Source organism: Pseudomonas sp. ChxA, from assembly GCF_030263855.1.
GTDB classification, from domain to species: domain Bacteria; phylum Pseudomonadota; class Gammaproteobacteria; order Pseudomonadales; family Pseudomonadaceae; genus Aquipseudomonas; species Aquipseudomonas fluorescens_CB.
On record NZ_JARPMK010000002.1, the window covers coordinates 1,226,835 to 1,240,794 of the forward strand.

A 13,960-nucleotide genomic window follows, 5' to 3' on the forward strand; every position below is an offset into this window, starting at 1 on the left:
CGATTGCAAGGCCGCCAATCACAACTTGGCGATCGACACCTCGGTGGACTTAACAAAGGCAATCACTTCGCTGCCAATCACCAGTTCCAGCTCTTTGACCGAGCGCGTGGTGATCACCGAAGTCACGATGCCGGACGCGGTCTGCACGTCAATTTCCGACAATACGTCGCCTTCGACGATTTCCTTGATGGTGCCTTTGAACTGGTTACGTACGTTGATGGCTTTGATAGTCATGATGGTTTTCCTCTATGAGTTATTGAGCCCAACGCAATTGCGTAGGCAGCGGTGAAACAGGTTCAGGTTCCGGCGGCGAGCCTGGCAGCGACAGCACCCGGTTAAGCACTTCAGCTTCCAGCGCGGCCAGGCGATGTGAGCCACGGGCGCGTGGGCGTGGCAGGTCGACGATCAGGTCGAGGCCGATTTCGCCGTCTTCAATCAGGATCACGCGGTCGGCAATCGCCACGGCTTCGCTGACATCGTGGGTGACCAGCAACACGGTGAAGCCGTGCTTCTGCCAGAGGTTTTCAATCAGTTGCTGCATCTCGATGCGGGTCAGGGCGTCCAATGCGCCCAACGGCTCATCGAGCAGCAACAGGCGCGGCTGATGAATCAACGCACGAGCCAGGGCCACGCGTTGCTTCTGGCCACCGGACAAGGCCGCCGGCCACTCATTGGCGCGCTCGGCCAAACCCACTGCCTCCAACGCTTCCAATGCCTTGGGGCGCCAGTTGCCCTTGAGGCCGAGGCCGACGTTGTCGATGATCTTTTTCCACGGCAGCAAACGCGCTTCCTGGAACATCAACCGCGTGTCTTCAATCGCCTCGTTCAGCGGCGCGGAGCCGGCCAGCAGCTCGCCGCCACTGGCTTTATCCAGGCCTGCGAGCAGGCGTAGCAAGGTACTTTTGCCGCAGCCGCTGCGGCCGACCACGGCCACGAACTGGCCCGCCGGAATGTGCAGATCAATCTCTTTGAGTACTTCCCGCGCACCAAAAGCCTTGCGCAATTTGCGCACCGCCAGCGGGATGCCCTTGAGCAGGCGCGGAGGTTGTTGAGCGGTCATGCCGCACCTCCTTTATTCACTTGGTAAGCCGGGTGCCAGCGCAGCCACACACGTTCCAGGCCACGCGCCGCGAGGTCGGCGAGCTTGCCGAGGATGGCGTAGAGCACAATTGCCAGTACCACCACGTCGGTTTGCAGGAATTCGCGGGCGTTCATCGCCAGGTAACCGATGCCGGAGCTGGCCGAGATGGTTTCCGCCACGATCAGCGTCAGCCACATAAAGCCCAAGGCAAAACGCACGCCCACCAGAATCGATGGCAACGCGCCCGGCAGGATCACTTGCCAGAACAGGCTGAAACCGGACAGGCCGTAGCTGCGCGACATCTCCACCAGCGCCGGGTCGACGTTGCGAATACCGTGGTAGGTGTTCAGGTAAATCGGGAACAGCGTGCCGAGGGCGACCAGGAAAATCTTCGCGGTCTCGTCAATGCCGAACCACAAAATCACCAGCGGAATCAGCGCCAGGTGCGGCACGTTGCGGATCATCTGCACCGAGCTGTCCAGCAGGCGCTCGCCCCACTTCGACAGGCCGGTGATAAAGCCCAGGGCCAAACCGATGCTGCCACCGATCACAAAGCCCAGGCCGGCACGCCAGCCGCTAATGGCCAGGTGCGTCCAGATTTCGCCGCTGCGTACCAGGTTGACGCCCGCTTCGATCACGGCGCTGGGCGCCGGCAGAATCCGCGTCGACAACCAGCCCGCCGACACCGACAACTGCCACACCGCCAACAACAGGATCGGCAGCACCCAAGGCGCAACGCGATGGCTTAATTTTTCATAGTTCATGGCTACGCCTCAGCTCTGCGACGCAGCTTTGGGAAGGATGTCGTTGGCGACCATTTCGCCGAACGGGCTGACGTAACCGGCGCTTTTCGGCAGCTCGGGTCGTTCGATGTCCAAGTGCGGGAACAACAGTTCGGCAACCCGATACGACTCTTCGAGGTGTGGGTAACCGGAGAAGATAAAGGTGTCGATACCCAGCGCTGCGTATTCCTTGACCCGCGCCGCCACGGTTGGGCCATCGCCCACCAGCGCAGTGCCGGCACCGCCGCGCACCAGGCCGACGCCGGCCCACAGGTTGGGGCTGACTTCGAGGTTGTCGCGGCTACCGCCGTGCAAGGCAGCCATGCGCTGCTGGCCCACCGAATCAAAGCGCGACAGCGAGGCCTGGGCGCGGGCGATGGTTTCGTCGTCTACGTGGGAGATCAGCTTGTCGGCGGCCTTCCACGCTTCTTCGTTGGTTTCGCGCACGATCACATGCAAGCGAATGCCAAAACGCAGGGTACGCCCCAGCTTTTCAGCCTTGGCCCGCACCTGTGCAATTTTTTCAGCGACCGCGGCGGGCGGTTCGCCCCAGGTCAACACCATCTCCACCTGTTCGGCTGCGAGGTCCTGGGCCGCTTCGGAGGAACCGCCGAAGTACAGCGGCGGGCGTGGCTGCTGGATCGGCGGGTAGAGCAATTTTGCGCCTTTGACGCTGATGTGCTCGCCGTCGTAATCGACGGTTTCGCCTTCGAGCACGCGGCGCCAGATGCGGGTGAATTCCACCGAGGCCTGGTAACGCTCTTCATGGCTGAGGAACAAGCCATCGCCGGCCAACTCTTCCGGATCACCGCCGGTGACCAGGTTGAACAAAGCGCGCCCGCCGGACAAACGGTCCAGGGTCGCGGCCTGACGCGCGGCCACCGTCGGGGAAATGATGCCGGGGCGCAGCGCGACAAGGAATTTCAGACGCTGGGTCACCGGGATCAGCGAGGCGGCCACCAGCCACGAATCTTCGCAGGAACGGCCGGTAGGAATCAGCACCCCGCCGAAACCCAGGCGATCGGCGGCCTGGGCCACTTGCTGCAGATAACCGTGATCGACGGCGCGGGCGCCTTCGGCGGTGCCAAGGTAATGGCCGTCGCCGTGGGTAGGCAGGAACCAGAAAATATTGAGGCTCATGGAGTTGTCTCCTGAAGAAGTCGGATTACGGCGCTGTGGCGACGGCGGCGGGTGGAGTCCAGATCACGTCCTTGATGCTCAAGGGTTTGGGGATCAATTTGAGCTGGTAGAAGGTGTCGGCGATTTTCTGCTGGGCAGCGACCACTTCCGGGGTCAGGAACAGCGCGCCGTAGCCTTGGCGCTTCACCGAGGTCAGGGTGATGTCCGCCGGCAAGCCGAGCAGCGGCGCGACTTGTTCGGTTACCTCCGTAGGGTTGGCCTTGGACCATTCGCCCACTGCGCGCACTTCTTCCACCAGCGCCTTGATCACGTCCGGGTGCTGCGTGGCGTAAGGCTTGGTGGCCAGGTAGAACTGGTGGTTGTCGGCAATGCCGGTGCCGTCACGCAGGGTGCGGGCTTGCAGCTGTTTCTCGGCGGCAGCCTGGTACGGGTCCCAGATCACCCAGGCGTCGACGCTACCACGCTCGAACGCGGCGCGGGCATCGGCGGGCGGCAGGAAGATGGTGTGCACGTCGGTGTATTTGAGGCCGGCATCTTCCAGGGCACGTACCAACAGGTAGTGCACGTTGGAGCCTTTGTTGAGCACGATTTTCTTGCCCTTGAGCTCGGCCACCGATTTGATCGTCGAGTCTTTGGGCACCAGGATCGCTTCACTGGTCGGCGCGGGTGGCTCATAGGCGACGTAGAGCAAATCTGCACCCGCTGCCTGGGCAAACACGGGAGGAGTTTCGCCGGTGACACCAAAGTCGATGGCGCCGACGTTCAGGCCTTCGAGTAACTGTGGGCCACCGGGGAACTCGGTCCATTGCACCTGCACGCCTTGGGCGGCCAGGCGTTTTTCCAGCGAGCCCTTGGCTTTGAGCAGCACCAGCGTGCCGTACTTCTGATAACCGATCCGCAGGGTCTCGGCAGCCTGGGCTTGAACAATGGCGCCGAAGGACACAGCCGCAGCAAACAGTGCGACCAGACCACGACGCAAGATGACAGTGCGCATGGCGCTCTCTCCAAATAATGCGATGAGGGGGTTGGCTGCACCTGCTTGGCCGTTGGCGGCTGAGTAAGGTGAGTACTACAAAATCCGGTACGGCTTAAATGCTCCAGCGAGCACTCAACAAACGTTCATTCAACACATTCGGGTCCAGCGGTTTGGGCCGACGGGCCATGGCGCCATAGAGCGTCTCCAGGGCTTCGTGCAGACGCTGTTCAAGCACCGGCACCAGTTGCGCCTGGGCACTGCCTTCGGCGTAAGCGATCTGGCTGTCTTCGGCGAAAATACCGTGGAGCAATTCCTGGGCCTTGAGGGCCGACAGCACCGGCTTCAAGGCGTAGTCCACCGCCAGCATGTGGGCGATGCTGCCGCCGGTGGCCATTGGCAACACAATCTTGTGGGCCAGGGCGCGTTCGGGCAGCAGGTCGAGCACGGTTTTCAGCGCGCCGGAAAACGAGGCCTTGTACACCGGCGTAGCGATGACCAGGCCGTCGGCATTGGCGATTTGCTGCAACAGGTCGATGACTTTGGGGCTGTCAAAGCGGGCGTGCAGCAAGTCTTCGGCCGGGAAGTCCCGTATCTGATAACTCACCACTTCCACGCCTTTGTCTTGCAGCCACTGACGGGTTTTTTCCAGCAAGACCCCGGAGCGCGAACGCTGGCTGGGGCTGCCTCCAAGTGTTACGACCAGCATGCAGGTATTCCTTGGGCAAGTGTCGGCGGTTCGCTGTGTGGCGATGTCGCCAAGATGGAACAGACCCTATCAGCATATTTATATATCTTTAAATCTTATTTTTTCATTTGTTTATTCCACAAATGCATATGGAGATTATTAATCTCAAGGCGAAAAAAAAGGCCGTCGAAACGGCCTGAAAACCCCTGCTATGTGATTCGGTTTCAACTCAGGTTCTGTGGCACACGCACCGGCGTCATCGCGGGCAAGCCCGGCTCCCACAGGGGAATGCGGTCAACTGTGGGAGCCGGGCTTGCCCGCGATAGCGATTTGCGCCTTAGCGATTAGGCTGAGGGGTGAGGCGCAGGTACGGCTTCACCGCACGGTAGCCTTTCGGAAAGCGCTGCTTGATCTCTTCCTCATCCTTGAGCGACGGCACAATCACCACTTCATCGCCGTCCTGCCAGTTGGCGGGCGTGGCGACCTTGTGGTTGTCGGTCAGTTGCAACGAGTCGATGACCCGCAGGATTTCGTGGAAGTTGCGACCGGTGCTGGCCGGGTAAGTGATGGTCAGGCGGATCTTCTTGTTCGGGTCGATCACGAACAAGGAACGCACGGTGAGGGTGTCACTGGCATTCGGGTGGATCAGGTCGTAGAGGTCCGACACCTTGCGATCGGCATCGGCCAGGATCGGGAAGTTGACGACGGTGTTCTGGGTTTCGTTGATGTCTTCGATCCACTTGTGGTGCGAGTCCACAGGGTCAACCGACAGGGCGATGGCCTTGACGCCACGATTGGCAAATTCGTCTTTGAGCTTGGCGGTAAAGCCCAGCTCCGTGGTGCACACCGGAGTGAAGTCGGCCGGATGGGAAAACAACACGCCCCAGCTATCGCCCAGCCATTCGTGGAAACGAATCTTGCCGGCGCTGGAATCCTGTTCAAAGTCGGGGGCGATGTCGCCCAATCGTAGGCTCATGGTGTGGCTCCTGATGAGTGCTTATGGAGCCCACTGTGCATGGGTTGGAGATTATTTAAAAAGAATAAATATCGATTTATCTAGACGATAAAGGAATATTAAAAATCTGTTCATTGGACTTGGGAACGGGCGAGGATCAACATCGGTTTCAAGGTTCGAGAAGGCCTTGAGACGCTGTACAAAGAGGGGATTCAGGAAGGGCTTGCGGGGGTTGAGCCCGACTTGAACAGTAAGTCACCTTGCCCGGCGTTGCGCCGGGCAAGGTTTTACGCTCTTACAACAGCGGGATCGAGTAGCTGACGATCAAGCGGTTTTCGTCTTGCGCGCGAGTCGCGGGCAGGTCGGTACGCCACATAGCGTTTTTCCAGGCTACGCCGAGGTTTTTCAGCGGGCCTTGTGGCACAACGTAGGCCAGAGTCAGGTCACGTTCCCACTCGTTTTTGCTACCGACCGACGTGTCGATGTTGCTGCCTTTGAGGTACACAACACCCGCGGTCAGGCCTGGCAGGCCAACCTTGGCGAAGTCATACGCGTAGCGAGCTTGCCAGGTACGTTCGCCAGCACGGGCAAACTTCTGGATCTGCATGTCGGTGGTGGTGCTGTTCGAAGAGCCGTCACCTTGGTTCAGCCAAGGGAAGTCACTGTCGCCTTTGGTGTACTGGTAGCCGGCGCCGAAGGTGTGACCTTCAACCGAGTACAATGCCAAGTAGCTGTACAGGTCGTTGTCGACCTTGCCCTTGGTGACCTTGTTGCCGTAGTAACCGGTGGTGTAGTAGCCAGCGGTGTCACCGTTAGCGCCATTGTCGCGGCTACGGTAGTAGCGCAGGTCGCTTTTCAGCACGCCCGGGCCGATAGCCCAGTTGTGTACCAGGCCCAGGAAGTTCTGCGAGTAGAAGTCTTTCAGCTCACCGAAGTAGTACGACGCAGTCAGGTCTTTGGTGATCTTGTAGTCAGCACCGGCGTAGTAGAACTTGTTGACGAAGTTACCTGCGTCATAGTTCGAGCTGCCGTTGGCACCGGCCAGGGACAGACCTTCGTTGTTGCTGGAGTTACGGCCCTTGGCGTGCTCGATCTGACCAGCAGTCAGGGTCAGGTCCTTGATCTCGTTCGACGTGATCTGGCCGCCCTGGAAGGTTTGTGGCAACAGACGACCGTCGTTGGTCTTGATGACCGGGTTGTTCGGTTGCAGGGTGCCGATTTTCAGTTCGGTCTGGGAGATCTTGACCTTGCCGGTCAAGCCCAGGCTGGCGTAGTCACGCACAGCTTTGTTGCCGTCGCTTGGGAACACGGTACCGCCGGAAGCGCTGCCGGTGTAGTTACCGTGATCGGCGCGGCTGGAATCGAGGCGCATGCCGTACAGGCCAATGGCATCAACACCAAATTGAACGGTGCCTTGGGTGTAACCCGAGATGAAACGCAGGTCGAAACCTTGGCCCCATTCAGCGTTTTTGCTCTGGCTGTTGGACTTAGGGCTGCTGGCACCATCACGGTTATCCGTGTTGATGTAGAAGTTACGCAGACCCAGGGTAGCCTTGCTGTCTTCGATGAAACCGGCGGAGTGTGCCTGTTGTGCAATTGCAGCCACAGCCACGGCCAACGCCAATGTTGATTTCTTCATGTACCGCTCCTCTCATTTCTAATTTTTGTATTTCTAAGGTCCCGGGTCTGACGCCCTGGATCCACAGATGCGCGATTAGCGCCGGATAGTGACCGACAAGTCAATCGTAACTTTGTATGTCTACTACCTTCGTCTAACCGCAGTTAATTTGGTCCCTGCAGGGTAATGAGTTTTTCATACACCCAAAAAGAATTGTTTCATTCTTTTTCATACGATTCAGGAATAAGCCTCAGCAGGCAGCGAACCGATCAGCATAGATCAACCGCTCCATAAGCTAATTCCTAAAGGGTATTTACCAGCCTTTTTTTAGATCGATTAGTGTGACCGTACTGTTGCATACGTCACCCACGATCAAAAAGGCGACGCCATCATGGCCAAACGCACATCCTCCCGTCAATTTGTTACAGTTTTTGTGTCACTAATTCTTTCTTTTGGTGTCAAAGCCGCCGATTTGACCATCGGCTACCAAACCGGCATCGACCCCAGCAAAGTCCCCCAGGCTGACGGCCTCTATGAAAAGGCCATCGGCGAGAAAATCGCCTGGCGCCGTTTCAACAGCGGCCCCGAAGTGGTCACCGCGATCGCCTCCGGCGATGTGCAGATCGGCAATCTTGGTTCCAGCCCCCTTGCAGCAGCGGCTTCACGCAATCTACCGATCGTGGCGTTTATCGTATCGGCGCAGATCAATACTTCTGAAGCTCTGGTGGTACGCAATGGCAGCGGTATCGACAAACCCGCAGACCTGGTGGGTAAAACCATCGCCACCCCTTTCGTCTCGACCTCCCATTACAGCCTGCTCGGGGCGCTGAAGCACTGGGGCCTGGACACGCAAAAAGTCAAAGTGGTAAACCTGCAACCGGCAGAAATTGCTGCCGCGTGGAAACGTGGCGATATCGACGGCGCATTCGTGTGGTCACCGGCGCTGGGGGAAATCCGCAAGACCGGCAAAACCCTGACAGACGCAGCCCAAGTAGGTCAGTGGGGCGCGCCAACGTTCGAAGTGTGGGTGGCGCGCAAAGATTTCGCGCAAAAACATCCTGACGTAGTGGCCAAGTTTTCCAAGGTCACGCTGGATTCGTTTGCTGACTATGCCGCCCATAAAGACAGTTGGACGGTGGATTCGGAGCCCGTGCAGAAAATCGCTAAACTGACAGGTTCCAATGCTGCGGACATTCCCGAGCTGCTAGCTGGCACCACGTTCCCGGATGCCCAGGCACAGCAGACCGAGGCGCTGCTTAAAGGCGGCACGGCAAAGGCGATTGGGGAAACGGCGAAGTTTTTGAAGGAGCAAGGAAAGGTTGAGACGGTGCTGCCGGACTACTCGGCGTTCGTCACCGACAAATTCATCCCTGAATAAATGCGATCACCTGTGGGAGCTGGCTTGCCTGCGATGCGGGCACCTCGGTCTGTCAGGTAAACCGCGGTGATGCCATCGCAGGCAAGCCAGCTCCCACACAAGCCAGCCCCCATATAAGCCAGCTCACACACAAACCAGCTCAGTGATCTGTTATAGCGCCTTCTCGAAAATCTTCGAATTACGCTGATAGTTGTACAGCGACGCCCGTGCCGACGGCAGGCGGTCCACGCTGCTCGGCACAAACCCGCGCTCGCGGAACCAGTGGGCGGTGCGCGTGGTGAGGACAAACAAGGTCTTCAAACCCTGGGCCCGCGCGCGGGTCTCGATGCGCTCCAGCAACACATCACCGCGTGCGCCGTGGCGGTACTCCGGGTTGACCGCCAGGCACGCCAGCTCACCGGCATCCGAATCGGCGATCTGATACAACGCCGCACAAGCGATGATCATGCCTTCGCGCTCGACCACGCTGAACTGCTCGATCTCACGCTCCAACACCTCACGCGAACGCCGCACTAGAATGCCCTGCTCTTCCAGCGGGCTGATCAGGTCGAGCAAGCCACCGACGTCTTCAATCGCCGCTTCGCGCACCAGCTCGAATTGCTCCTGGGCCACCAACGTGCCGCCGCCGTCGCGGGTGAACAGCTCGGTGAGCAGCGCGCCATCTTCGGCATAACTGACGATATGGCTGCGCCCTACTCCGCCACGGCAAGCCTCGGCGGCGGCATCCAGCAATTCAGCCTGATAGTTGTTGCCCAAACGTTGCAGGTGCGCCGGCACTTGTTGCGGGCGCAACTCACGCACCAGGCGACCATGCTCATCGATCAAACCAAGGTCGGCGCCAAACAGCAGCAGCTTGTCGGCGCCCAGGTCGATGGCGGCGCGAGTGGCGACGTCTTCGCAGGCCAGGTTGAAGATCTCGCCGGTGGGCGAATAACCCAATGGCGACAGCAGCACGATGGAGCGCTCGTCCAGCAGGCGATTGATGCCTTTGCGGTCGACCCGGCGCACTTCGCCGGTGTGGTGGTAGTCCACCCCTTCGAGCACGCCGATCGGCCGTGCAGTAACGAGATTGCCGCTGGCCACGCGCAAGCGCGAACCCTGCATCGGCGACGAGGCCATGTCCATGGACAGGCGCGCCTCGATAGCAATGCGCAGATGCCCAACCGCGTCGATCACACATTCCAGAGTCGCCGCATCGGTGATGCGCAAACCTTCGTGGTACGCCGGGGTGAGGCCGCGTGCTTCAAGGCGGGTTTCGATCTGTGGGCGCGAACCGTGTACCAGCACCAGCCGCACGCCCAGGCTGTGAAGCAGCACCAGGTCGTGGACGATATTGCCGAAGTTGGGGTGTTCCACACCATCGCCGGGCAGCATGACTACAAAGGTGCAGTCGCGGTGGGCATTGATGTAAGGCGAAGCGTGACGAAGCCAATTAACGTATTCGGGCATAAAACCTGGGCCTGTAATAAAAAGCAGCCAAAAAAGGATGAATCGTGAAAGCGCACAGCGGGCTGATGGTTATCGTCGGAACAGGCTTGGCGACACGCTCGCTCTCCTTCTATGTACGAATAGGCAGGGGTTAATTTATGCAGGTTTCAGGCAGTAATGCTCGATCAGCTCCCGCAATAGACGCACTGTAGGCGTCAAGCGTGACATTTCGAGGTATTCGCCCGGCTGGTGGGCGCAGGCGATATCGCCGGGGCCAAGCACCAGGGTTTCACAACCAAGGCGCTGAAGATAAGGCGCTTCGGTGCCGAACGCTACTGCTTCGGCACGATGACCGGTCAATCGTTCCGCCACCCTTACCAGCTCGGCGTCTTCGGCCTGCTCGAACGGCGGCACTTCTGGGAACAGCGGTGCGTAGTCAATCTTGACTTTATGGCGCTCGGCCAAGGGTTCGAGCTTCTGGCGGATGGCAGCGCGCAGCACCTGCGGGTCCATGCCTGGCAACGGCCGCAGGTCGAATTCCAGCGAGCATTGGCCGCAGATGCGGTTGGGGTTGTCGCCGCCGTGGATACAACCAAAGTTCATGGTCGGTTGCGGCACGCTGAATTGCGGGTTGCGGTACTCACGCTGCCAGGCCAGGCGCAGGCCGCGCAGTTCGCCGATGGCGTCGTGCATGGCTTCAAGGGCGCTATGGCCAAGGCTTGGGTCCGACGAATGGCCGCTTTGGCCCAGAATGTCGATGCGCTCCATCATCACGCCTTTGTGCAGGCGAATCGGCTTCAGGCCCGTCGGCTCACCGATCACCGCCGCACGGCCCAACGGGCGCCCGGCTTCGGCCAGTGCGCGAGCACCGGACATCGAGCTTTCTTCATCGCAGGTGGCGAGGATCAGCAGCGGTTGTTTAAAAGGTTGGTCCAGCAATGGCAGCACGGCTTCGATGGCCAGGGCAAAAAAGCCCTTCATGTCGCAGCTGCCCAAACCTACCCAGCGGCCGTCGACTTCCGTCAGCTTGAGCGGATCGGTCTTCCACAGCGCGGCGTCATACGGCACGGTATCGCTATGCCCGGCCAGCACCAGCCCGCCGGGGCCACTGCCGAAACTGGCGAGCAGGTTGAACTTGCCGGGGCTGACCTGCTGGATGTCGATGGCAAAACCCAGGTCACCCAGCCAACTGGCGAGCAGGTCGATGACCGGGCGGTTGGTCTGGTCGAGAGACGCTTGGGTGCAACTGACCGACGGCGCGGCAATCAACGCGGCGAATTGCTCTTTCATGGACGGTAATGGCATGCGCAGCCTCTCAACTTCCCGGATGAGCCCCACTATAGAACCATCTGCACGACACAATAAACCGTTGCGGCACGTTGCCGGGCTCAGTCCTGTACACTGCACGACCTTGGCAGCCACACATTTCCCCGGCTGCGCTCCCGATCCTGGATTTTCCGGCCATGCAGAAAGAAACCGAAATCAAGCTCCGCGTCAGCCGCGAAACCCTCGCCGCGCTGCGTGAGCACCCGCTACTGAAAAAGCGCAACAAAAGTGGCTGGGAACGCCGTGAGTTGATGAACCAGTATTTCGACACCCCCGAGCGCGACCTGGCCCAGGCCAAAGTCGCCCTGCGCCTGCGCAAAGACGGTGAAGAAATCATCCAGACCCTCAAGACCCGTGGCCAAAGCGTCGCCGGCTTGTCGGAACGTAACGAATACAACTGGGACCTGCCCAAAGCCAAGCTCGATGTGAAGAAACTCGACGGCGAGTGCTGGCCCGAGCAATTGGCCGAGCTGGACAAAAAGACCCTCAAGCCAATCTTCACCACCGATTTTGTGCGTGAACGCGCCGAAATCGCCTGGGGCCGTGGCAAGGCCAAGGTGGTGATCGAAGCCGCCCTGGACCTGGGCCATGTGGTGGTCGGCAAGCAGAAAGAAGAAATCTGCGAGCTGGAACTGGAACTGCGTGAAGGCGAACCGGCTGCCCTGCTGGAACTGGCCGCCGAACTGGCCGCGACCCTGGCGCTGATGCCGTGCGATATCAGCAAGGCCGAGCGCGGCTACCGCCTGTACGACGCCAGCAGTTACTCGTTGAGCCTGCCAGCCCCGCAAATCCACGCCGAAATGCCGTTGGACGATGCCTTCGCCGCAATCATGTGGCACCTGTTGGGCAGCAGCCAGCGTCTGGCTGAGCAATACCGCTTCAACGGCCATTGGCGTCTGCTGCAGGACTGGGTCGAGAACCTCGGCGAGCTGCGCGCCCTGATCGGCAGCCTCGGCCAGGCCGCGCCGCGTCAATCCACCAGCGAACTGCGCAGTGCGCTGGACGCGTTGCTGGAAGACTGGCGCCCACTGGTACAGGCCGGTGACGACGACGAAGACATCCGCAAAGCCGCACCGGAACAGTTCGCCGAAGAACTTGAAGACGTACGTTGGGGCCTGTTCTCGCTGAGCACCTCGCGCTGGCTGCTGGCCCGCACCTGGACCGCCGACCGCAACGTGCGTGGCAACCGCCAGGGCGCCGCGCAAATCACCAACTGGCTGCCGCGCCTGCTGGCCGACGACGCCGTCGCCCTGCAACTGCCGCGCTACCAGCAGCAACCGGAAGACCTGGCCGAGCAACTGCCGCGCATCGAGCGCATCCAGGCCTGGCTGCACCACGCACGTCAGGTGGTGGACATCCCCGAGCTGGACCGCTTGTACGGCGAGCTGAACAAGTTGGCGCTGCTGGCCAACCAGCCGATCACCGATGAATCGCTGGATGCGCGCATGCATCAGGCGATTGCGGTGTATCAGAACCGGGCCTGGAAGACCCTGCTGCGCCTGTAAGATCGCTATCGCGGGCAAGCCCGCTCCCACAGGGGAATGCGTTCCAATGTGGGAGCCGGGCTTGCCCGCGATAAGGCAGGCCCTGTCAGCGCAAGACTGGCAGGCTGGTGGTGGATTTGATCTCCGATAAAGCCACGATCGAGTTTACTTCCTGAATCCCCGGCACCATCGACAGTTTCTCGAAGAAAAACCGCTCATACGCCTCAATGTCCGAGGTGACTATGCGCAGCAGAAAATCCACCGCGCCCATCAGCACATAACACTCCAATACTTCCGGAAAGCCGCGAATCGCCTCGGTGAACTCGGTGAAGTTGGAACGGCCGTGAGCATTGAGTTTGACCTCGGCAAAAATCTGCGTGTTGAGGCCGATCTTCTTGCGGTCCAGCAGCGTGACCTGGCCGCGAATCACACCTTCCTCCTTGAGCCGCTGGATACGCCGCCAGCACGGCGACTGGGACAGGCCCACCTGTTCGGCGATCTGAGCGCTGGACAGCGACGCATCCTCTTGCAGCAGCGCCAGGATACGGCGGTCGTAGGCGTCCAACTCACTGTGCATAAAAATACCTTTGAATGTGCCAGCCACGAATTGATCTATTCGATAAATCGCAAATAGAACCCATCTTAGATAAGAAATCTCCCATGGCGAATGTAAAAATTTCTCCAGTCGAATTTGGAGAATCAGCATGCACGCCGTCGAAGCCACCCACACCCCCGCACGCGTCGATGCCTGGGCCGTCAACAGCGCCCATTGCCAGGCGCATTATCAGATCGTCGCCGAGGCCGAGCCCGACGTGCTGTGCCGGGTGCTCAACTATTTCGCCTTGCAGTTCCTGACCCCGCAGCAGGTCAATGTGAGCCGTGAAGACGACCTGTTGAACATTGATATCGTGATGGATGGTTTGAGCTGGCACCGCGCCCAGGTGATCGGTGAAAAGATTAGAAACCTGATCAGCGTCTGCTCCTTGGAGGTTTGGCGGGCTGACTCTCTGCGGCCTGCAGCGGTGACGGCGGCCAGCCTGTAAAAGCCGGCAATACTCGCTGGGCGGTGGATGTTCAGGGGCAGGCTAGCCTGGGTTTACACCCAAA

Annotated in this window: 14 protein-coding genes; 3 read left to right on the forward strand and 11 right to left on the reverse strand. The window is 59.8% G+C overall.

The annotated features are described in order from the left end of the window. Window positions 1-18: 18 nt before the first annotated feature. From P5706_RS31415 to P5706_RS31450, 8 genes are all read right to left on the reverse strand, one after another. A complete protein-coding gene (locus tag P5706_RS31415; RefSeq protein ID WP_003213899.1) occupies window positions 19-234 on the reverse strand; it encodes a TOBE domain-containing protein in 216 nt (71 codons plus the stop codon). Window positions 235-253: 19 nt separating this feature from the next. Beyond that, window positions 254-1,060: an aliphatic sulfonates ABC transporter ATP-binding protein gene (gene ssuB / locus P5706_RS31420; protein WP_056860734.1), complete on the reverse strand. Its 807-nt coding sequence runs from the start codon at window positions 1,058-1,060 to the stop codon at window positions 254-256. Continuing rightward, window positions 1,057-1,845: an aliphatic sulfonate ABC transporter permease SsuC gene (gene ssuC, locus P5706_RS31425; protein WP_056860735.1), complete on the reverse strand. Its 789-nt coding sequence runs from the start codon at window positions 1,843-1,845 to the stop codon at window positions 1,057-1,059. The genes ssuB and ssuC overlap by 4 nt, the downstream gene beginning before the upstream one ends. 9 nt (window positions 1,846-1,854) lie before the next feature. Further along, window positions 1,855-3,003, reverse strand: a complete 1,149-nt coding sequence (gene ssuD / locus P5706_RS31430; RefSeq protein ID WP_138813398.1) for an FMNH2-dependent alkanesulfonate monooxygenase — start codon at window positions 3,001-3,003, stop codon at window positions 1,855-1,857. 25 nt (window positions 3,004-3,028) lie between these two features. Continuing rightward, window positions 3,029-3,997 carry a sulfonate ABC transporter substrate-binding protein gene (locus P5706_RS31435; RefSeq protein WP_285684309.1) on the reverse strand — a complete coding sequence of 323 codons (969 nt, stop codon included), beginning with the start codon at window positions 3,995-3,997 and terminating at the stop codon, window positions 3,029-3,031. Between the two features lie 94 nt (window positions 3,998-4,091). Continuing rightward, window positions 4,092-4,685, reverse strand: a complete 594-nt coding sequence (ssuE, locus tag P5706_RS31440) for an NADPH-dependent FMN reductase (RefSeq protein WP_056860738.1) — start codon at window positions 4,683-4,685, stop codon at window positions 4,092-4,094. A gap of 316 nt (window positions 4,686-5,001) precedes the next feature. Further along, a complete protein-coding gene (locus tag P5706_RS31445; protein ID WP_285684314.1) occupies window positions 5,002-5,640 on the reverse strand; it encodes a peroxiredoxin in 639 nt (212 codons plus the stop codon). 274 nt (window positions 5,641-5,914) lie between these two features. Then, entirely contained in the window at window positions 5,915-7,258 is a 1,344-nt protein-coding gene (locus tag P5706_RS31450; RefSeq protein WP_200430494.1) for an OprD family porin, read from the reverse strand. 370 nt (window positions 7,259-7,628) lie between these two features. On the opposite strand from P5706_RS31450, the gene tauA reads away from it, so the two are divergent. Beyond that, window positions 7,629-8,615: a taurine ABC transporter substrate-binding protein gene (gene tauA / locus P5706_RS31455; RefSeq protein WP_285684316.1), complete on the forward strand. Its 987-nt coding sequence runs from the start codon at window positions 7,629-7,631 to the stop codon at window positions 8,613-8,615. Between the two features lie 150 nt (window positions 8,616-8,765). Here tauA and argA read toward each other — a convergent pair whose 3' ends face one another. Together argA and argE are read right to left on the reverse strand one after the other, a co-directional pair. Further along, window positions 8,766-10,064, reverse strand: a complete 1,299-nt coding sequence (argA, locus tag P5706_RS31460; RefSeq protein WP_058421195.1) for an amino-acid N-acetyltransferase — start codon at window positions 10,062-10,064, stop codon at window positions 8,766-8,768. 135 nt (window positions 10,065-10,199) lie between these two features. Beyond that, the gene (gene argE / locus P5706_RS31465) at window positions 10,200-11,348 is read right to left on the reverse strand and encodes an acetylornithine deacetylase (protein ID WP_200430496.1); all 1,149 of its coding nucleotides are present in this window, start codon (window positions 11,346-11,348) and stop codon (window positions 10,200-10,202) included. A 158-nt stretch (window positions 11,349-11,506) separates the two neighbouring features. On the opposite strand from argE, the gene P5706_RS31470 reads away from it, so the two are divergent. Further along, on the forward strand, window positions 11,507-12,874 hold the full coding sequence (locus P5706_RS31470) for a CYTH domain-containing protein (RefSeq protein ID WP_285684320.1): 1,368 nt from the start codon (window positions 11,507-11,509) through the stop codon (window positions 12,872-12,874). Window positions 12,875-12,959: 85 nt separating this feature from the next. Here the strand turns inward: P5706_RS31470 and P5706_RS31475 are convergent, their stop codons facing one another. Beyond that, window positions 12,960-13,430, reverse strand: a complete 471-nt coding sequence (locus tag P5706_RS31475; protein ID WP_003195279.1) for an Lrp/AsnC family transcriptional regulator — start codon at window positions 13,428-13,430, stop codon at window positions 12,960-12,962. A gap of 127 nt (window positions 13,431-13,557) precedes the next feature. On the opposite strand from P5706_RS31475, the gene P5706_RS31480 reads away from it, so the two are divergent. Then, entirely contained in the window at window positions 13,558-13,896 is a 339-nt protein-coding gene (locus P5706_RS31480; protein ID WP_285684324.1) for an ACT-like domain-containing protein, read from the forward strand. Window positions 13,897-13,960: the final 64 nt, after the last annotated feature.

Bases quoted from the DNA above. Each gene is read 5' to 3' on its own strand.
- P5706_RS31475 (WP_003195279.1), bottom strand. From the start codon at position 13,430: ATGCACAGTGAGTTGGACGCCTACGACCGCCGTATCCTGGCGCTGCTG.
- P5706_RS31435 (WP_285684309.1), bottom strand. From the start codon at position 3,997: ATGCGCACTGTCATCTTGCGTCGTGGTCTGGTCGCACTGTTTGCTGCG.
- tauA (WP_285684316.1), top strand. From the start codon at position 7,629: ATGGCCAAACGCACATCCTCCCGTCAATTTGTTACAGTTTTTGTGTCA.
- P5706_RS31450 (WP_200430494.1), bottom strand. From the start codon at position 7,258: ATGAAGAAATCAACATTGGCGTTGGCCGTGGCTGTGGCTGCAATTGCA.
- P5706_RS31480 (WP_285684324.1), top strand. From the start codon at position 13,558: ATGCACGCCGTCGAAGCCACCCACACCCCCGCACGCGTCGATGCCTGG.
- ssuC (WP_056860735.1), bottom strand. From the start codon at position 1,845: ATGAACTATGAAAAATTAAGCCATCGCGTTGCGCCTTGGGTGCTGCCG.
- P5706_RS31445 (WP_285684314.1), bottom strand. From the start codon at position 5,640: ATGAGCCTACGATTGGGCGACATCGCCCCCGACTTTGAACAGGATTCC.
- ssuE (WP_056860738.1), bottom strand. From the start codon at position 4,685: ATGCTGGTCGTAACACTTGGAGGCAGCCCCAGCCAGCGTTCGCGCTCC.
- argA (WP_058421195.1), bottom strand. From the start codon at position 10,064: ATGCCCGAATACGTTAATTGGCTTCGTCACGCTTCGCCTTACATCAAT.
- ssuD (WP_138813398.1), bottom strand. From the start codon at position 3,003: ATGAGCCTCAATATTTTCTGGTTCCTGCCTACCCACGGCGACGGCCAT.
- ssuB (WP_056860734.1), bottom strand. From the start codon at position 1,060: ATGACCGCTCAACAACCTCCGCGCCTGCTCAAGGGCATCCCGCTGGCG.
- P5706_RS31470 (WP_285684320.1), top strand. From the start codon at position 11,507: ATGCAGAAAGAAACCGAAATCAAGCTCCGCGTCAGCCGCGAAACCCTC.
- argE (WP_200430496.1), bottom strand. From the start codon at position 11,348: ATGCCATTACCGTCCATGAAAGAGCAATTCGCCGCGTTGATTGCCGCG.
- P5706_RS31415 (WP_003213899.1), bottom strand. From the start codon at position 234: ATGACTATCAAAGCCATCAACGTACGTAACCAGTTCAAAGGCACCATC.